The sequence below is a fragment of the Arthrobacter sp. UYEF36 genome, assembly GCF_040547025.1.
In the GTDB taxonomy this organism is placed as follows: Bacteria; Actinomycetota; Actinomycetes; order Actinomycetales; family Micrococcaceae; genus Arthrobacter.
Map to the genome: position 1 here is coordinate 134,564 of NZ_JBEPOX010000011.1, position 17,427 is coordinate 151,990.

Annotated in this window: 15 protein-coding genes; 6 read left to right on the top strand and 9 right to left on the bottom strand. The window is 68.0% G+C overall.

Features of this window, described 5'->3' with window-relative positions:
- Genes ABIB29_RS16145 through ABIB29_RS16160 form a run of 4 tightly spaced genes read right to left on the bottom strand, consistent with a single transcriptional unit; the run spans position 1 to position 5,959 of the window.
- Positions 1 to 840 (bottom strand): CoA transferase subunit A, encoded by an 840-nt coding sequence (locus ABIB29_RS16145; RefSeq protein ID WP_354173815.1) that lies wholly within the window; start codon positions 838 to 840, stop codon positions 1 to 3.
- Between the two features lie 39 nt (positions 841 to 879).
- Positions 880 to 2,043: an acyl-CoA dehydrogenase family protein gene (locus ABIB29_RS16150; protein WP_354173816.1), complete on the bottom strand. Its 1,164-nt coding sequence runs from the start codon at positions 2,041 to 2,043 to the stop codon at positions 880 to 882.
- 57 nt (positions 2,044 to 2,100) lie between these two features.
- Positions 2,101 to 4,344, bottom strand: coding sequence for an ATP-binding protein (locus ABIB29_RS16155; protein WP_354173817.1), 2,244 nt, complete (start codon positions 4,342 to 4,344; stop codon positions 2,101 to 2,103).
- A gap of 7 nt (positions 4,345 to 4,351) precedes the next feature.
- Positions 4,352 to 5,959 carry a carboxyl transferase domain-containing protein gene (locus tag ABIB29_RS16160; RefSeq protein WP_354173818.1) on the bottom strand — a complete coding sequence of 536 codons (1,608 nt, stop codon included), beginning with the start codon at positions 5,957 to 5,959 and terminating at the stop codon, positions 4,352 to 4,354.
- A gap of 164 nt (positions 5,960 to 6,123) precedes the next feature.
- Between ABIB29_RS16160 and ABIB29_RS16165 the strand changes: the two genes are divergently transcribed.
- Positions 6,124 to 6,792: an SACE_7040 family transcriptional regulator gene (locus ABIB29_RS16165; RefSeq protein ID WP_502915631.1), complete on the top strand. Its 669-nt coding sequence runs from the start codon at positions 6,124 to 6,126 to the stop codon at positions 6,790 to 6,792.
- Between the two features lie 178 nt (positions 6,793 to 6,970).
- Here ABIB29_RS16165 and ABIB29_RS16170 read toward each other — a convergent pair whose 3' ends face one another.
- The 3 genes from ABIB29_RS16170 to pdhA are packed head-to-tail and all read right to left on the bottom strand — an operon-like array spanning position 6,971 to position 10,598.
- On the bottom strand, positions 6,971 to 8,413 hold the full coding sequence (locus ABIB29_RS16170) for a dihydrolipoamide acetyltransferase family protein (protein WP_354173819.1): 1,443 nt from the start codon (positions 8,411 to 8,413) through the stop codon (positions 6,971 to 6,973).
- Positions 8,410 to 9,420, bottom strand: a complete 1,011-nt coding sequence (locus tag ABIB29_RS16175; RefSeq protein WP_354173820.1) for an alpha-ketoacid dehydrogenase subunit beta — start codon at positions 9,418 to 9,420, stop codon at positions 8,410 to 8,412. The genes ABIB29_RS16170 and ABIB29_RS16175 overlap by 4 nt, the downstream gene beginning before the upstream one ends.
- On the bottom strand, positions 9,420 to 10,598 hold the full coding sequence (gene pdhA / locus ABIB29_RS16180; protein ID WP_354173821.1) for a pyruvate dehydrogenase (acetyl-transferring) E1 component subunit alpha: 1,179 nt from the start codon (positions 10,596 to 10,598) through the stop codon (positions 9,420 to 9,422). The genes ABIB29_RS16175 and pdhA overlap by 1 nt, the downstream gene beginning before the upstream one ends.
- Before the next feature lie 195 nt (positions 10,599 to 10,793).
- Between pdhA and ABIB29_RS16185 the strand changes: the two genes are divergently transcribed.
- Positions 10,794 to 11,267, top strand: a complete 474-nt coding sequence (locus ABIB29_RS16185) for an Lrp/AsnC family transcriptional regulator (protein WP_354173822.1) — start codon at positions 10,794 to 10,796, stop codon at positions 11,265 to 11,267.
- 113 nt (positions 11,268 to 11,380) lie between these two features.
- On the opposite strand, the gene ABIB29_RS16190 is transcribed toward ABIB29_RS16185, so the two are convergent.
- Together ABIB29_RS16190 and ABIB29_RS16195 are read right to left on the bottom strand one after the other, a co-directional pair.
- On the bottom strand, positions 11,381 to 12,997 hold the full coding sequence (locus ABIB29_RS16190) for a monocarboxylic acid transporter (RefSeq protein ID WP_354173823.1): 1,617 nt from the start codon (positions 12,995 to 12,997) through the stop codon (positions 11,381 to 11,383).
- Positions 12,994 to 13,374: a DUF485 domain-containing protein gene (locus ABIB29_RS16195; protein WP_354173824.1), complete on the bottom strand. Its 381-nt coding sequence runs from the start codon at positions 13,372 to 13,374 to the stop codon at positions 12,994 to 12,996. Before ABIB29_RS16195 ends, ABIB29_RS16190 begins: the two co-directional genes overlap by 4 nt.
- Before the next feature lie 228 nt (positions 13,375 to 13,602).
- Here ABIB29_RS16195 and ABIB29_RS16200 point away from each other — a divergent pair, with 228 nt between their 5' ends.
- The 4 genes from ABIB29_RS16200 to ABIB29_RS16215 are packed head-to-tail and all read left to right on the top strand — an operon-like array spanning position 13,603 to position 17,423.
- Positions 13,603 to 14,820, top strand: a complete 1,218-nt coding sequence (locus tag ABIB29_RS16200; protein ID WP_354173825.1) for a sensor histidine kinase — start codon at positions 13,603 to 13,605, stop codon at positions 14,818 to 14,820.
- Between the two features lie 35 nt (positions 14,821 to 14,855).
- On the top strand, positions 14,856 to 15,575 hold the full coding sequence (locus ABIB29_RS16205) for a LytR/AlgR family response regulator transcription factor (RefSeq protein WP_354173826.1): 720 nt from the start codon (positions 14,856 to 14,858) through the stop codon (positions 15,573 to 15,575).
- Positions 15,572 to 15,949: a DUF485 domain-containing protein gene (locus ABIB29_RS16210; RefSeq protein ID WP_354173827.1), complete on the top strand. Its 378-nt coding sequence runs from the start codon at positions 15,572 to 15,574 to the stop codon at positions 15,947 to 15,949. The genes ABIB29_RS16205 and ABIB29_RS16210 overlap by 4 nt, the downstream gene beginning before the upstream one ends.
- 7 nt (positions 15,950 to 15,956) lie before the next feature.
- Positions 15,957 to 17,423, top strand: a complete 1,467-nt coding sequence (locus tag ABIB29_RS16215) for a sodium/solute symporter (protein WP_354173828.1) — start codon at positions 15,957 to 15,959, stop codon at positions 17,421 to 17,423.
- The last annotated feature ends 4 nt before the right edge of the window (positions 17,424 to 17,427 follow it).

A 17,427-nucleotide genomic window follows, 5' to 3' on the forward strand; every position in this document is an offset into this window, starting at 1 on the left:
CTAGGCTCCTGACTGGTTTGCTGCTGTGGCTTCGGTGCCGGCCGCCGTGCCGGGTGAGGTGCCGGCTGTACTGCCGGGCGTGGACGCAGCAGCCAGGGCCACCGTCCGCTTCTCGATCCGCTTCTCGACCCCCGGCGCGAGCACCACGCGCTGGACGAAGATCCCGGGAATGTGGACGTGTTCGGGGTCCAGTTCCCCCGGCTCCACGAGTTCCTCGACCTCGGCGATCGTGATCTTCCCGGCCATGGCGCAGAGCGGGTTGAAGTTCATCGCGGTGGCGTGGAAGACGAGGTTGCCGTGGCGGTCGCCCTTCCAGGCGTGCACCAGTCCGAAGTCCGGGGTCAGCGACTCCTCCAGGACGTAGTCGGCGCCGTGGAAGCCGCGCACCTCCTTGGCCGCGGAGGCGATCGCGACGGTGCCGTCGGCGTCGTACTTCTGCGGCAGGCCGCCGTCGGACACCTGGGTGCCGACGCCGGCCGGCGTGTAGAACGCCGGGATGCCCGCGCCGCCGGCGCGCAGCTTCTCGGCCAGCGTGCCCTGCGGGGTGAGCACCACTTCGAGCTCACCGGCGAGGTACTGCCGGGCGAATTCCTTGTTCTCCCCCACGTACGAGCTGATGGTGCGGCGGATCCGGCCGTCCTTCAGCAGGATCCCGAGCCCCCAGTCGTCGACTCCGCAGTTGTTGCTCACGGTCTCCAGGTTCGTGGCGCCGCTTTGGTGCAGGGCCTCGATCAGGGCCACCGGGATGCCGCAGAGCCCGAAACCGCCGACGGCGAGCGAGGCGCCGTCGTGGATGTCCGCGACGGCCTCGGCAGCGCTGGCAACAACTTTGTTAATCATCGTTGATCCTTCGTTCGACGGGTGCGGCCAGCGGGCCGGTTAGAGCCCCAGTTCGCGGGCGATCAGCATCAGCTGGACCTCCGTGGTGCCCTCGCCGACTTCAAGGATCTTGGAGTCGCGGTAGTGCCGTGCCACGGTGAATTCGTTGATGAAGCCATAGCCGCCGAACACCTGGGTGGCGTCCCGCGCGTTGTCCATGGCTGCCTCGCCTGCGACCATCTTAGCGATGGCCGCCTGCGTCTTGAACGGCTTTCCGGCGAGCATCCGGGCGGCCGCGTCGTAGTAGGCCAGGCGGGCGGTATGGGCCCGGGCTTCCATCCGGGCGATCTTGAACGCGATGGCCTGGTATTTGCCGATGTTCTGCCCGAACGCGCTGCGCTCCTTCGCGTATTTCACCGACTGGTCCACGCAGCCCTGCGCCGCGCCGACGGCCAGCGCCGCGATCGCGATCCGGCCCTCGTCGAGGATGGAGAGGAAGTTGGCGTAGCCGCGGCCCTGGGCCCCGAGCAGGTTCGCCTCGGGGACGTGGACGTTGTCGAGCGTCAGCGGGTGCGTGTCCGAGGCGTTCCAGCCGACCTTGTTGTAGGCCTTCTCGGCCTTGAAGCCGGGCGTGTCGGTGGGCACCAGGATGGTGGAGATCTCCTTCTTGATGCTCCCGTCCGGGCGCTCCTGCTGGCCGGTGACCGCGGTGACGGTGACGAGCCTGGTGATGTCGGTGCCGGAGTTGGTGATGAATTCCTTGTTGCCGTTGATGACCCACTCGCCGCCACCGAGCTTGGCGGTGGTCTTGGTGCCGCCGGCGTCCGATCCCGCTTCCGGTTCGGTCAGGCCGAAGCCGGCGAGCGCCTTGCCGGAGGCGAGCAGCGGGAGCCACTCCTCCTTCTGGGCGGCGCTGCCGAAGCGGTGGATCGGCATGGCGCCGAGGGAGACTCCGGCCTCCAGGGTGATGGCGACGGACTGGTCCACGCGTCCGAGCTGTTCCAGCGCGAGGGCCAGCGCGAAGTAGTCGCCGCCCATGCCGCCGAATTCCTCCGGGAACGGCAGGCCGAACAGGCCCATGTCCGCCATCTGGGAGACGACCTCGTAGGGGAAGCTGTGCTCCTCGTCGTGCTTGGCGGAGACCGGGGCCACCACTTCGTCGGCGAATTCGCGGACGGTGTTGCTGAGGTCCTGGTAATCCTCGCTGAGTTCAAAATCCGGCATGGTGACTCCTTTGTCTGTGGTGCTGGTCGGTGGAAAAGGTGCTGAAGCTGCTGGGTGTTACTCCGCCGCGCCCATGGCGATGACGGCTTCCTCGATGGTGTCCTCGGCTTTCGACGGTTCGACAGGCACGGCGGGGTGGATGGTCGCGAGGACCTGGTCCGCCTTTACGAGGTCACCGGAACTGATGCTGATGTGCACGGTCCCGTCCAGCGGCGCCACCAGCTGGTGTTCCATCTTCATCGCCTCCACGGAGAGCAGCACTTGGCCGGCCGCCACGGTGTCCCCGTTGCTGACGGAGACGGACACCACGGTGCCGGGCATCGGCGAGCGCACGGCGGGGTCCGCGGCGCCCTCCTCGCGTTCAATCGCCGCGAGAACCCGGGCCAGCCGGGACTCACGGGTGAGCACCTCAAGCCCGCAGGACCAGCCGTCGTTGCCGAGGAAGAGTTCGGTGGGCACGCCAGGCACCGGGTTGTCCCAGGTCGGAGTGACGGGACCGGTGTAGACGGGGGCCAGACGGTAGGCCCGGGCCGTCCCGTCCAGGGTCAGCACCATGTCGTTGCGTCGCCGGAACTGCAGGGACGCCCGGCGTTGCGGGCCGTCGCCGACCGCCACCGCCATTTCAGCCGAGGTTGCGCTGCCGTGAACGTACACGGAAGCGACGCCGCCGTCGGGTGTTCCCAGGCTGATCCGGCGTGGCGCCTGCGTGCCGAGACGCCAACCATCCCGCCGCCGCCAGGGACCGTCAGCGGCGGCGGTGTTGTGCTCCTCCATGGCCAGGGCATACACAGCGGCGGCTACCAGTTCGAAGTCGTCCACGCGCCGGAAGCCGAAGTCCGGCATCTTTCGTTCGATCAGGCCGGTGTCCAGGCGGCCCGCGCGGACGTCGGCGTCGTTGATCAGCAGCCGGAGGTATTCGACGTTGGTGTGCACGCCCAGCGCGGTGTACCCGGCGAGCGCTCCGTCCAGGGTGTCCAGGGCTGCGGTGCGGTCCTCCCCCCACGCTATGACCTTGGAGATCATCGGGTCATAGCTCGACGAGATCTCCAGGCCCTCCGCCAGGGCGGAGTCCACCCGGACGCGGCCCTGGCCGGCCACGACCTCGGTCCGTTCGGGGGCGCTGGGCCGTCGTGCGGGGCCGGGCAGTTCGTCCAGCAGGAGGACATGCCCGGTGGAGGGCAGAAAGTTGCGTTCCGGGACTTCCGCGTAGACCCGCGCCTCGACGGAGTGCCCGGTGAGCACGACGTCGTCCTGCCGGACGGTGAGTTCCTCGCCGGCGGCGACCCGCACCTGCCATTCGACCAGGTCGACGCCGGTGACCATCTCGGTGACCGGGTGCTCGACCTGCAGGCGGGTGTTCATCTCCATAAAGAAGAACTCGTCCGGGGCGTTGTCGGAGACGAGGAATTCCACGGTGCCGGCGCCGCTGTAGTTGACGCTGCGGGCGGCGTTGCAGGCCGCCTCGCCGAGGCGGGCCCGGATCGCGGCGCCGTCGGGCAGGGATTCCAGCAGCGGGGACGGTGCTTCCTCGATGACCTTCTGGTGCCGGCGCTGCAGCGAGCACTCGCGTTCGCCGAGGTGGATGACGTTGCCGTGGTTGTCCGCGAGGACTTGGACCTCGATGTGCCGCGGGGTCAGGACGAGGCGCTCCAGGAAGAGGGTGTCGTCGCCGAAGGCGCTCGCCGCGACCCGGCGGGCGGTCACCAGGGTGGCAGCCAGGTCCTCGGGGCGTTCGACGATGTGCATCCCTTTCCCGCCGCCGCCGGCGGAAGGCTTGATCAGCAGCGGGTAACCGACGCCGGCCGCGGCCTCGATGAGCTGCGCGTCCGTCATGCCGGGTTCGGCGATGCCCGGGACCACCGGGACACCGTAGCCGGTGACGTGGTTCTTGGAGCGGATCTTGTCCCCCATGACGTTGAGGGATTCAACGCCGGGGCCAATGAAGGTGATCTCCGCCTTCTCCAGTGCCCGGGCGAAGTCCACGTTCTCGCTCAGGAACCCGTAGCCCGGGTGCACGGCGCCGGCGCCGGTGTCGCGGCAGGCCTGGATGATGGCCTCTATTTTGAGGTAGCTCTCGGCCGCGGCGGCCGGGCCGATCCGCACGGCGACGTCGGCCTCGCGCACGTGCCGGGCTCCGGCGTCGGCGTCGGAATAGACGGCGACCGAGCGGATGCCCAGTGCCCGCAGGGTTCGGATCACACGGCACGCGATCTCGCCGCGGTTGGCGACGAGCACGGTGCCGAAGAGGGGCTTCATGGAAGTTGTCGTAGGCGAAGAATTAGTCGACGAAGAAAGAGTCATGGCTGGCTCACATCCGGAAAAGGCCGAAGGAGGTCTCCGGCAGCGGGGTGCGGGAGACGACGTCGAGCGCCAGTCCCAGGACGGTGCGGGTGTCCGCGGGGTCGATCACGCCGTCGTCCCAGAGGCGGGCGGTGGAGTAGTAGGGGCTGCCCTGGTCCTCGTACTGCTGCTTGATCGGGGCCTTGAATGCTTCCTCGTCCGCGGCGGACCATTCCTCGCCGCGGGCTTCGTACTGGTCCCGCTTCACCGTGGCGAGCACGCCTGAGGCCTGGTTGCCGCCCATTACCGAGATCCGGCTGGCCGGCCACATCCACAGGAAACGCGGCGAGTAGGCCCGCCCGCACATGGAGTAGTTGCCGGCGCCGAAGGACCCCCCGATCACCACGGTCAGCTTGGGGACCCGGGCGGTGGCGACGGCGGTGACCATCTTGGCGCCGTTCTTGGCGATGCCGCCCTGCTCGTAGTCCTTCCCGACCATAAAGCCGGAGAGGTTCTGCAGGAAGACCAGCGGGATGCCGCGCTGGTCGCAGAGCTCGATGAAGTGGGCTCCCTTGAGCGAGGACTCGCTGAACAGCACCCCGTTGTTCGCGACGATGCCCACCGGGTGGCCGTGCAGTTTCGCGAAACCGGTGACGAGGGTGGTGCCGTAGTTCTTCTTGAACTCGTGGAAGCGGCTGCCGTCCACCAGCCGGGCGATGACCTCGCGGACGTCGTACTGGGCGTTGACGTCGGTGGGGACGGCGCCGTACAGCTCGCTTTCGTCAACCAGCGGTTCGACGGCGGTGTCGATGTCCCAGGCGGGGGCGGCCGGCCGGGGCAGGGTGGAGACGATGTCGCGGACAATCTGAAGGGCATGCTCATCGTTCTCGGCGAGGTGGTCGGTGACACCGGAGATCTTGGCGTGCACATCGCCGCCGCCGAGCTCCTCGGCCGTGACGATCTCGCCGATCGCGGCCTTCACGAGGGGCGGGCCGCCCAGGAAGATCGTGCCCTGGTTGCGGACAATCACGGTTTCGTCGCTCATCGCGGGGACGTAGGCGCCGCCGGCGGTGCAGGAGCCCATCACCGAGGCGATCTGCGGAATCCGGGCCGCGGACATCTTGGCCTGGTTGAAGAAGATCCGGCCGAAGTGTTCCTTGTCCGGGAAGACCTCGTCCTGCTTGGGCAGGAACGCCCCGCCCGAGTCCACGAGGTAGATGCAGGGCAGCCGGTTCTCCAGCGCGATTTCCTGCGCCCGGAGGTGCTTTTTCACCGTCATCGGGTAGTAGGTGCCGCCCTTGACCGTGGCGTCGTTGGAGATGACCAGCACCTGGCGGCCGTGGACCAGCCCGATCCCGGCAATAACGCCGGCGCCGGGCGAGTCGTCGTTGTACATGCCGTTGGCGGCCAGCGGCGCGATTTCGAGGAACGGGCTGCCGTCATCCAGCAGCTGGTCGATGCGTTCGCGGGGCAGGAGTTTGCCGCGGGCCACGTGGCGTTCGCGGGACTTCTCCGGCCCGCCGAGCGCGGCCGTGGCGAGCCGTCCCTTCAGCTCACGGGCCAGTCCCAGCTGGGCCTCGCGGTTCGCGGCAAAGGCGGCGCTCGTGGCGTCCACCTGGCTGGCGATTGTCTCCATTGACTGCTTCCGTTCTCGACCTTCATGCTGGGGACCTGCAGTGCGCCCGTTCCAGCCATTTCGGTTAGTACCGCATAACTGAGATTTAGGTTAGTCTCTATTAACTGTGATGTCCAACACGGCGCCATGTGAGCCGCCAAATAGGAGAAACGAAGGATGTGCCGGTGAGCGAACCCAGCGAGACGGGCCAGATCGGCACACAGCCGTCGGCTGCCCTGCCTACTGCAACCCTGCGCAGCCAGGCCAAGGAGAACCGCCGGCAGGCGTTGCTGTCCTCGGCGGCCGCGCTGTTCGCCGTGGACGGGTTCAACCGTGTCTCCCTCGAGGACCTCGGCGCCGCCGCCGGTGTCAGCGGGCCGGCGGTCTACCGGCATTTCGCCGGTAAGCAGGCCGTCCTCGGGGCGCTGCTGCTGAGCGTCAGCCAGGAGCTGCTCGACGGCGGCCGCCGCGTGATCGCGGAATCCGAGGGTGCCGCCGCCGCGCTGCACGGGCTGGTGGAATTCCACGTGGACTTCGCGCTCAGCAACCCCGACGTCATCCGTGTGCAGGACCAGGACTTCAGCAACCTCGCCGACGAGGACCAGGCCGAGGTCCGCACGCTGCAGAGGAACTATGTGGAGCTCTGGGTCGAGGTCCTGGCCGGACTGCACCCCGGAACCGAGGCCGCCGAACTCCGGATGCGCGCCCACGCCACCTTCGGACTGATCAACTCCACCCCGCACTCGGTGCGCAGCCATGGGCGGCGGATTGCGGTCAAGCGGGCCCGGCCGCTGCTGCAGAGTATGGCTTTGGCGGCCCTGATGGCCCCGGCCGTCCCCGGCCCGCCCGGCTAGCCGGCTCCCCCGCGGCCCACGGGCCCACCCCAGTTTCAAGCGGCCTCGGCGATACCCACGGCCTCCACCACGGACTGCACTCCCGCCGAGCACAACTCGCGTACAACACCCCGCCACACAACAAAACTGCCGGCTGCTCCCTCAAGAGGGGCGGCCGGCAGCTCTGAGTTGGGGTCTGCTAGACCATGGCCAGGGCCATCCCCGGATCGGACAGCATGGCGCCGAGGTCCTGCAGGAAGCGGGAGCCCTGCTCCCCGTCGACCAGGCGGTGGTCGAAGGACAGGCTGAGGGTCATGACCTGGCGCAGCGCCACCTCGTCCTGGTACTCCCAGGGCATCTTCCGCACGGCGCCGAGGGCCAGGATGGCTGCCTCGCCCGGGTTCAGGATGGGAGTGCCGGCATCGATGCCGAAGACGCCGATGTTCGTGATCGAGATGGTGCCCCCGGAGAGCTCGGCCGGGGCGGTCTTGCCGGCCCGCGCCGTGTCCGTCAGTTCGGTCAGCGCCGTGGAGAGCTCCAGCAGGGACATCCGGTCGGCGTCCTTGATGTTCGGCACGGTCAGGCCGCGGGGGGTGGCGGCCGCGATGCCCAGGTTCACGTAGTTGTACTGGACGATCTCCTGCTTGGCTTCATCCCAGCGGGTGTTGAGCGTGGGATGGTTCTTCAGCGCGATGAGCACGGCCTTGGACACCAGGGTCAGCGGCGTGAGCTTGTAGCCGGCAAACGCGCGGCTGGCTTTAAGCTTCGCCAGCAGCTCCATGGTGGGAGTCACGTCAATGGTCAGGAACTCCGTGACGTGCGGCGCGGTGAACGCGCTGGAGACCATGGCGGCGGCGGTGAACTTGCGCACGCCCTTGATCGGTGTCCGGGTTTCCCGCTCACCCTGCGCCGGCGCCGGGACCGGGGCGGACACACCGGCCAGGTCCCGGGGTGCGACCGGGAGGTCTCCTCCGCCGACAAAGTTGCGGACGTCGTCGCGGGTGATGAGCCCGAACTCCCCTGTGCCGGTGACCAGGGCGAGGTCGACGCCGAGATCTTTGGCAAGCTTGCGCACCGGCGGTGTGGACCGCGGGCGTTCCCCGGGGTGGGCCGCAGGCAGGGTCTCAAGCCGTCCGGTCTCCGGAACCACAGGGGCGGCCACGGGCTCAGCGACCGGAAGCACCGGGGCGGTGTCGACGCGCTCAGCCACCGGCGCGGGCATGGTTGCGGATGCAGCGGCGGGGGCAGCGAAGCTGCGGGCGCGGCGGGCCGGGCGGCCGGAATTCTCGAGGACGGCGCCGTACCCGACGAGGTTCGGTTCGCGTTTGGCGGGCGCGTCTGCACCCCCACCTCCGGCGGTTCCGGATCCGCCGTCGGGACCGCCGTCGTCGCCCTCCACTTCGAAGGAGACGATCGGCTTGCCGACCTCCACGACGGTGCCGGGCTGCTCGTGCAGGGCCGCGACCACACCGGCGAACGGCGAGGGAAGCTCGACGACGGCCTTGGCCGTTTCCACCTCCGCGATGATCTGGTTGAGCGCGACGGTATCCCCCACCGCGACCTTCCAGGCGACAATTTCCGATTCAGTCAGACCTTCACCGAGGTCCGGCAGCCTGAATTCCTTGATCATGGTGGCGCTCATCCTTCCAGCCCGCTCAGCGAGTTGGGACGGCCCAGGGCGCGGTCGACGCCGTCCAGGATGCGGTCCAGGCCCGGGAGGTGGTGCATTTCAAGCTTGGAGTACGGATACGGGACGTCGAAGCCGGTGACCCTGACCGGGGCGGCCTCGAGGTGGTAGAAACAGCGTTCGGTGATGCTGGCGGCCACTTCGGCGCCGATGCCGCCGGTCTGGGAGGCTTCGTGCGTGATGACGAGCCGGCCGGTCTTCCGGACCGACGCTTCCAGGGTCGCGAAGTCCAGCGGGGCGAGCGAGCGCAGGTCGATGACCTCGATCGAGACGCCTTCGTCGGCGGCGGCGAGCGCGGCGTCCTTGGCCGTCTTGACGAGCGGGCCGTAGGCCACGAGCGTCACGTCCTTGCCTTCGGTGAGGATGCGGGCCTTCTCCATCGACAGGGCAGCGCTGAGGTCCAGGGCCTCGTCCACCTCGCCCTTGTCGTGGTAGCGGCGCTTGGGTTCGAAGTAGAGCACCGGATCATCCGAGGCGATGGCCTGCTGGATCATGGTGAAGGCATCCTGCGGGTTGGAGACGCTGATCACGCGCAGACCCGAGGTGTGGGTGAAGTACGCCTCCGGCGACTCGGAGTGGTGTTCCGGGGAGCCGATGCCGCCGCCGAAGGGCACACGGATGGTGATGGGCATCTTGACCGCACCCTGGGTGCGGTAGTGCATCTTGGCGACCTGGCTGACGATCTGGTCGAACGCCGGGTAAATAAAACCGTCAAACTGGATCTCCACCACCGGGCGGTACCCGCGGTAGGCCAGGCCGACGGCGGTGCCCATGATGCCGGACTCGGCCAGCGGGGTGTCCACGACGCGGTGCTTGCCGAAGTCCTTCTGCAGGCCGTCCGTGACACGGAAGACGCCGCCGAGGGCGCCGATGTCCTCCCCCATCAGGATCACCTTGGGATCGTTTTCGAGCGACTTGCGCAGGCCCGAATTGATGGCTCGGGCAAAGGTCATCTGCGTCATCAGCGTGCACCTTCTTCAGTAGCGGCTTCTGCGGGGTCGCCGAAGGAAGCCAGGTAACGGGAATAGTGGTCCTGCTGGCGGTCCAGCGGGGAATGGGGCGTGCTGTAGACGTGCCCGAAGATGTCCATCGGCTGCGGCTCAGGCATATTGATGGTGCCGGCCCGCAGCGCCTTGGCGACGGCGTCCGCTTTGGCGGCGACGGCGGATTCGAGCTCGTCGGTGAGCAGTCCCTTGCGCTCCAGCAGGGACTTGAGCCGGGTGATCGGGTCCTTCGCGGCCCAGTCCTCGAGTTCGTTCGCGTCGCGGTAGCGGGTGGGATCATCCGCCGTGGTGTGCGGGCCCATCCGGTAGGTGACGGATTCGATGAAGGTGGGGCCGCCGCCGTGGCGTGCACGGTCGATGGCGATCCGGGTTGCCGCCATCACGGCCAGGACGTCGTTGCCGTCCACCCGCATACTGGGGATGCCGAAGCCGGCTGCGCGGTCCGCGATCTGGATGTGGGACTGCAGCCGGACGGGCTCGGAGATTGCCCAGTGGTTGTTCTGGCAGAAGAAGACCACCGGGGACTGGAAGCTGGCGGCGAATACCAGGGCCTCGTTCACGTCGCCCTCGCTCGTGGCGCCGTCGCCGAAGTAGGCCACGGCGACCGAATCGGCGCCGTCGTTCTGGATTCCCATGGCATAGCCGGTGGCGTGCAGGGTCTGCGCGCCGATGATGATCTGCTGGGTTGCGACGTTGACCGTGTAGGGGTCCCAGCCGGCCAGGGCGTTGCCCCGCCAGGCTTTGACGATGTCCTCGGGGTTCACCCCGCGGCAGTAGGCCACACCGTTGTCGCGGTAGCTGGGGAAAACGAAGTCGTCGTCACGCAGGGCCCGGGCGGAGCCGATCTGGGAGGCCTCCTGGCCCAGCAACGGCGGCCAGAGGGCGAGTTCACCCTGGCGCTGCAGGGCGGTGGCCTCGGCATCGATCCGCCGGATCACCACCATGTCTTCGTACAGCGCGCCAAGCTGTTCGTCGCTGACGTCCTGGACCCAGGGATCGAATTCGGGATGGCTGACGCGTTCACCACCGGGGGTGATGAGCTGGACGAGATCCCCGCCCGTCCGCCTGTTTGATTCTGCACTGTTCCCGGGGCCCCCGGCGGAAATGCCGCCCTTGCCCGCGTCGTCGGTAAACACAGTTGTACGCACCTTCTGACGTCGTCTGACCGGTGCCCGCGGGACTCGTGATCCCGGTGCGCGCCGGCCGCCCGGGCGCCGTTGCCCCGGATAGTTGTGACCCTACTCACAATGCCCATTGGGTACAACCACCTACGAATAAATTGAGCATTCTGCACTGTCTGGCGACCTGCCACCGTGCTAATCTTGCGCATTATGCAACCCTTGGATGGCACCGACACCCGCCTGCTTTCGGCCATGGCCCGGGATCCCCGACGGACCGTAGTGGCGCTGGCCCAGAAGCTGGGTTTGTCGCGGAATACCGTGCAGGCCCGGATGGCCCAGCTGGAGAAAAAACACGTCTTCCTCTCCTTTGAGCGCCGCATCAATCCGGCCTCGCTGGGCTACCCGCTGATGGCATTCATCTCGGTGCACGTCCAGCAGCAGAAGCTCGGCACACTGGCGGTGGAACTGGCCGACATTCCGGAAATCCTGGAGGGCTACGGCCTGACCGGCTCGGCGGACCTGCTGCTCCGGGTGGTAGCGCTCGATGCCGAGGATCTGTTCCGGATCAACGGCAAGATCCTGGCCTGCGACGGCGTGGACCGGACCGACACCGCCCTGGCCATGGGTGAGCTGATCCCGTTCCGGATCCAGCCGCTGCTCGAACGCGGTTCCGCCGAGGGCTAAGGGCCCCCCGCGGTTCCACCGCGGAACGCCGGACATGAGAACGGCAGGAGCCCCCGTGCGGTTGCACGGGGGCTCCTGCCGTTCTCAGCCGGTGGTTCACCAGCGGTTGGTGCTTAGTGGTCGGTGGCCTTTTCGGCACCCACGCCCGTGAGGGAGCGGACTTCCATTTCGGCCTGCTTGGTGGTGTCTTCCAGCCGCTTGTCCAGCACCGAACCGAGCCAGCCCAGGAGGAACGCGAGCGGGATGGAGACGATGCCGGGGTTGCTGAGCGGGAAGATCGCGAAGTTGGCGCCCGGGATCATGGACGTCTTGGCACCCGAGACCACCGGGGACAGCGCGATCAGGATGATCGCGGAGCCGAGCCCGCCGTACATGCTCCAGATGGCGCCCTGGGTGGTGAACTTGCGCCAGAACAGCGAGTACAGGATGGTGGGCAGGTTGGCCGAAGCCGCCACCGCGAAGGCAAGCGCCACCAGGAACGCCACGTTCTGGCCGTTGGCAAAGATGCCGCCGACGATGGCCAGCAGGCCGATGACGACCACGGTGCGCCGCGCCACCTTGACCTCGGTGGCGGCGTCGGCCTTGCCCTTGGCAATAACGCTGGCATAGATGTCGTGGGCGAACGATGCCGCCGCGGTGATCGTCAGTCCGGCGACGACTGCCAGTATGGTGGCGAAGGCCACCGCCGAGATGAAGCCGAGCAGCAGCGGCCCACCAAGGTGGAACGCCAGCAGCGGTGCGGCGGAGTTGACGCCGCCCGGGGCACCCTTGATCGTTTCAGCGCCAACCAGCGCCGCGGCACCGAAGCCCAGGACCAGGGTGAACAGGTAGAACAGGCCGATCAGCCAGATGGACCAGACCACGGACTTGCGGGCTTCCTTGGCGGTCGGAACCGTGTAGAAGCGCATCAGGACGTGGGGCAGTGCCGCGGTGCCAAGCACGAGGGCCAGGGCCAGGGACATGAAGTCGATCTTGGAGGTTTCAGTCTTGCCGTACTGCAGGCCCGGGTTAAGGAGGTTCTGGTTGCCCGAGGCTTCCACCGCGCCCCCCAGCAGGGAGGAAAGGTTGAAGCCGTAGATGGCGAGGACCCAGAGGGTCATCACGGCTGCTCCCGCAATCAGGAGCACGGCCTTGATGATCTGGACCCAGGTGGTGCCCTTCATGCCGCCGATCAGTACATACATGATCATCAGGGCGCCGACGACGATGATGACCAGCGCTTGTCCGCCCCAGTCGCTGATGCCCAGGAGCAGGGAGATCAGGGTGCCCGCTCCGGCCATTTGGGCCAGGAGGTAGAAGAAGCAGACCACGAGGGTGGAGATGGCCGCCGCGATGCGCACGGGGCGCTGCTTGAGCCGGAAGGAGAGAACATCGGCCATGGTGAACTTGCCGGTGTTGCGCAGCAGTTCGGCCACGAGCAGCAGGGCGACGAGCCAGGCGACCAGGAAGCCGATGGAGTACATAAAGCCGTCGTAGCCGTTGATGGCGATGGCGCCGGTGATCCCCAGGAACGAGGCCGCCGAGAGGTAGTCGCCTGCGATGGCGGTGCCGTTCTGAGATCCGGTGAAGGACCGTCCGGCGGCGTAGTAGTCGGCGGCCGTCTTGTTGTTTTTGCTTGCCTTGACCACGATGATCATCGTGATCGCCACGAACAGGGCGAAGATGCCCATGTTCAGCAGTGTGGTTTCCTTGAGATCCGCAACGATTACTGCGGGAACCATAAACGTCATTTTTGAACCCCACTGATTTGGTTGCCGTGCTTGTCGAATTCGTGGCCCTCGATTTCGTGGCGGATTTCCGCTGCGATCGGGTCAAGCTTCCGGTTCGAGTAGCTGACGTACCAGCCGGTGATGGCGAACGTGGTCACGAACTGAGCCAGGCCCATGATCAGGCCGACGTTGATGTTGCCCCAGACCTTGATGGACATGAACTCCACCGCGTAGTCGGCCAGCAGGACATAAGCGAAGTACCAGAGCAGGAATGCAATGGCCATCGGAAAGACAAAGCTGCGGTGACGCTTGCGCAGTTCCTGGAACCGCGGCGTCGACTGGACTTCTTTGAAGTCCACGGCCGCCGTAGCGTCCGTTTCTTGGGCTTCGTGACCCATCGTTCCTCCTCATTGAGACTTTCGAGTCCACACCGGCTGCCTTGGCCTGCTCCGAACAGCCCTCCGGCCAATGTGACTACAATCACTCTCTCCCGTGACACGGCCAACATCCACATCCGCCCGGCCCTGCGTCGCTCAGCGGTCGGGATGCTGCGCTCAGCGGCGCCTCCAGCAAGGTCCGGCGCCCCCTCGGCCCCTGCCCGGCACGTGCCGCGATACGCTGGGCCCATGCCCGACTCTCCCCTGTTCATCGCCGCCGCCATCGCCGTGATCGCGGCGGCGATCGCCGTCGTCGTCGCCGTTGGACTCAAGGTGCTCCGCTCCTTCCGGGAGCTTGGCACCGACGCGGAACGGGCCACGTACAAAACGCTGCACGCGGCATCGCGCGCCGGCCAGCACTTGAGGACGGGCCTGAATCCTGCCGGTGCCGCCAAAGCCAGCCGGCAGCTGCGCAACCTGCTGGGCTGCGACGCGCTGGCGATCACGGACACCACCGGCGTGCTCGCCTGGGACGGGGCCGGGGAGGAACTTAAACCGCTGCTGATGGAGCTCGCGGCAGGGGTGCTCGACGGCGGCCACACCGCCGTGATCCCGGCCGGCGAAGTGCAGGAACTCGCGCAGGGCAAGGGCGCCGCGGCGACCCGCGCGGACGTGGAACGCGCCGCGGTGATCGCCCCGATCAGGGCCGGGACCCGGGTGGTGGGCGTCGTGGCCGCCTTCGCCCCGGCGGCCGGGGCCGGGCTGGTCCGGGCCACCAGCGAGGTGGCCGACTGGGTGGCGACGCAGGTGGAACTGGCCGAACTCGACGCGTCCCGCACGCTGCTGATGGAGGCCGAGGTGCGTGCGCTCCGGGCCCAGATCAGCCCGCACTTCATCTACAACTCGCTGAACGCGATCGCGTCCTTCATCAACACGGATCCGGTCCGGGCCCGGGAGCTGGTGGTGGAGTTCGCCGATTTCACCCGCTATTCGTTCCGCCGGCACGGGGACTTCACCACCCTCGCCGAGGAGCTGCGCTGCATCGACCGCTACCTGCTGCTGGAACGGGCGCGGTTCGGCGACCGCGTGCAGGTGAGCCTGCGGATCGCCCCCGAGGTGCTCAGTACCGTGATCCCCTTCCTGAGCCTGCAGCCGCTGGTGGAAAACGCGGTCCGGCACGGCCTCGAGGCCAAGGAGGGCCCCGGCCATATCTCCATCACGGCCAACGATTCCGGTGCCTTCGCCGAGGTGACCATCGAGGACGACGGCGTGGGCATGGACCCGGAACAGCTGCGGTCTGTCCTTGCCGGGCACAGCGACGGCGACCATGTCGGGCTCCGCAACGTCGATGCCCGGCTGCGCCAGGTCTACGGCGACGACCACGGGCTGGTGATCGAGACGGCGCCCGGGGAAGGCACCCTGATCACGATGCGCGTGCCCAAATCGCAGCCCCGCCACGATGCCTGATAGGGGCCAAACGCCTCCGGCGTTAGTCTTGGACCATGATTAACGTCCTCGTCGCCGACGACGAGCTGCCCGCCGTGGAGGAACTGGCCTTCCTGCTCGGCCGCGATGACCGGATCGGCACCATCCACCGCGCCTCCTCCGGGGCGGAGGCCCTGCGGGCCCTCGAGGCCGAGGAGGTCGACGCCGTGTTCCTCGACATCCATATGCCCGCACTTTCCGGCCTGGACATCGCCCGCGTCATCGCGCGCAGCAGCAAGCCGCCCGCGGTCGTCTTCGTCACTGCCGACGAGGACTGCGCCCTGGAAGCCTTCGACCTGGCCGCCGTGGACTATCTGCTGAAACCCGTCCGCGCCGAGCGGCTGGCAAAGTCGATCGGCAGGATCAGTGAGCTGCTCAAGGACGGCGCCCCGCGGCCGGAAATGATCACCGTGGACCTCGGCGGCACCACGAAGATGATCCGCCGCGAAGACGTCACCTATGTCCAGGCCCAGGGCGACTACGCCAGGCTGCACACCGCGGACGCCAGCTACCTCATACGGGTCCCGCTGGCCGATCTGGAGCAGCAGTGGGCCGAAGCCGGGTTCCTGCGGATCCACCGTTCCTACCTCATCGCGCTGAACCATGTCAGCCACATGAAGCTTGCCGCGGCCCGGCCCAGTGTCACGGTGGCGGGGGCCGAGCTGCCCATCAGCCGGCGGCACCTGCCCTCCGTGCGGGAAAAGCTCGAGGCGACCCGGATCCGGCCGCAGGCATGACCCGCGTCCGTGTCACCGCCCCGCGCACCTTCACCCCGGGGAGCGGCGCGCTGCCCGACGCGCGCTCGGCGGCCGATTCGCGCGACGCCGCCGAGGAATCCGACGCCGGCCAGGTGTTTGTCCGCTCGTTGATCCGCTCCCAGCTGCGGCTGGCCGTGGTGGTGGCCGCGGGATTCCTGCTGATCCTGGTCGCGTTCCCGCTCATGCTGGGGCTGGTCCCCGGGCTCGCGGAGTCAACGATTGTGGGCCTGCCGTTCGACTGGGTGCTGCTGGGCGCCGGCATCTATCCGGTGATCGGGCTCAGCGCCTGGCTGTACATCCGGACCGCGGCCCGGAACGAGGCCCGCTACCGGGATCTCGTCGGGGACAAGTGAGGCGACCGTGAACCCGGTCGTCGGCATCGCCGCGTTCGCCGCCGTCTCGCTGGCCACGGCCGTCATCGGTTTTTACGGGCTGCGGATCTCGCGCACCACCGGGGATTTCTACGTGGCGTCGCGGACCGTCCGGCCCTGGTGGAATGCCTCCGCGATCGGCGGCGAATACCTCTCGGCGGCGAGCTTCCTCGGCGTCGCCGGGCTGATCCTCCTCTCCGGCACGGACGCCCTGTGGTTTCCAGTGGGGTATACCGCCGGTTACCTGATGCTGCTGCTCTTCGTCGCGGCGCCGCTCCGCCGCTCCGGCGCCTACACAATTCCCGACTTCACCGAAGCGCGGCTCGACTCCCGGGTGGTCCGCAGCGTCACGAGCGTCGTCGTCGTGATGGTCGGGTGGCTGTATATCGTCCCGCAACTCCACGGCGCGGCGCTGGCCATCCGGATCACCACCGGGCTGCCGGCGTGGGTGGGGATGGTGGCCGTGGTCGCCGTCGTGTGCGTCACGGTGGTGGCGGGCGGTATGCGGTCCATTACCTTTGTCCAGGCGTTCCAGTACTGGCTGAAACTGACGGCGCTGGCGGTGCCGATTCTCTTCATCGCCTTCGCGCTGGCGGACGCCGGAAGTCCCGCCGAGGCGGCAGCGTACGTGAACCCGACGGGCGCGGCTCCGGCGGGGATGTACCAGAACATTTCCCTGCTGGTGGCGCTGCTGTTCGGGACGCTCGGGCTGCCGCACGTGCTGGTGCGCTTCTACACGAACCCGGACGGGCAGTCGGCCCGCCGGACAACCCTGATCGTCCTGGGCCTGTTGTCGGTCTTCTACCTGTTCCCGACGGCCTACGGGCTGATCGGCCGGATGTTCGCCCCTGAACTGGCGCAGAGCGGACAGTCCGACGCGCTGGTGCTGCTGCTGCCCGGAGAGCTGGTGGGCGGGATGGCCGGGGATCTGCTGTCCGCCCTGGTGGTGGCCGGGGCGTTTGCCGCGTTCCTGTCCACGACCTCCGGGCTGGTGGTCTCGCTCGCCGGCGTGATCAGCCAGGACCTCTTCGGCGGCAGCGTCAAGGGCTTCCGCCGGGCGGCCGTGATTTCGGCACTGGTCCCGCTGGGCCTGGCGTCCATGACGGGTTCGCTCGCGCTGGCAGGCAGCGTGGGGATGGTGTTTGCGTTCACGGCGTCCACACTCTGCCCGGTGCTCCTGCTGGGCATCTGGTGGCGCGGGCTGACCGATGCCGGGGCGATCGCCGGAATGGCGACGGGGGCCGTGCTGTGCGGCGGGGCGATGGTGGGAGGGGCCGTGCTGGGTGCCGGCGGGTCCCCGCCCTGGCTGGCCCAGCCCGCCGCCTGGACGGTGCCGGCGGCGTTTGCCGTGATGGTCCTGGTGTCGCGGGCCACCAGGAACCGCGTGCCGCGGGGCATCACCCGTCTCATGACACGGCTGCACACTCCGGAGCGGCCGCTGGTCACTGAGCGCTGATGGC

Bases quoted from the DNA above. Each gene is read 5' to 3' on its own strand.
- ABIB29_RS16145 (WP_354173815.1), bottom strand. From the start codon at position 840: ATGATTAACAAAGTTGTTGCCAGCGCTGCCGAGGCCGTCGCGGACATC.
- ABIB29_RS16150 (WP_354173816.1), bottom strand. From the start codon at position 2,043: ATGCCGGATTTTGAACTCAGCGAGGATTACCAGGACCTCAGCAACACC.
- ABIB29_RS16155 (WP_354173817.1), bottom strand. From the start codon at position 4,344: ATGACTCTTTCTTCGTCGACTAATTCTTCGCCTACGACAACTTCCATG.
- ABIB29_RS16160 (WP_354173818.1), bottom strand. From the start codon at position 5,959: ATGGAGACAATCGCCAGCCAGGTGGACGCCACGAGCGCCGCCTTTGCC.
- ABIB29_RS16170 (WP_354173819.1), bottom strand. From the start codon at position 8,413: ATGAGCGCCACCATGATCAAGGAATTCAGGCTGCCGGACCTCGGTGAA.
- ABIB29_RS16175 (WP_354173820.1), bottom strand. From the start codon at position 9,420: ATGACGCAGATGACCTTTGCCCGAGCCATCAATTCGGGCCTGCGCAAG.
- ABIB29_RS16185 (WP_354173822.1), top strand. From the start codon at position 10,794: ATGCAACCCTTGGATGGCACCGACACCCGCCTGCTTTCGGCCATGGCC.
- ABIB29_RS16190 (WP_354173823.1), bottom strand. From the start codon at position 12,997: ATGACGTTTATGGTTCCCGCAGTAATCGTTGCGGATCTCAAGGAAACC.
- ABIB29_RS16195 (WP_354173824.1), bottom strand. From the start codon at position 13,374: ATGGGTCACGAAGCCCAAGAAACGGACGCTACGGCGGCCGTGGACTTC.
- ABIB29_RS16200 (WP_354173825.1), top strand. From the start codon at position 13,603: ATGCCCGACTCTCCCCTGTTCATCGCCGCCGCCATCGCCGTGATCGCG.
- ABIB29_RS16205 (WP_354173826.1), top strand. From the start codon at position 14,856: ATGATTAACGTCCTCGTCGCCGACGACGAGCTGCCCGCCGTGGAGGAA.
- ABIB29_RS16210 (WP_354173827.1), top strand. From the start codon at position 15,572: ATGACCCGCGTCCGTGTCACCGCCCCGCGCACCTTCACCCCGGGGAGC.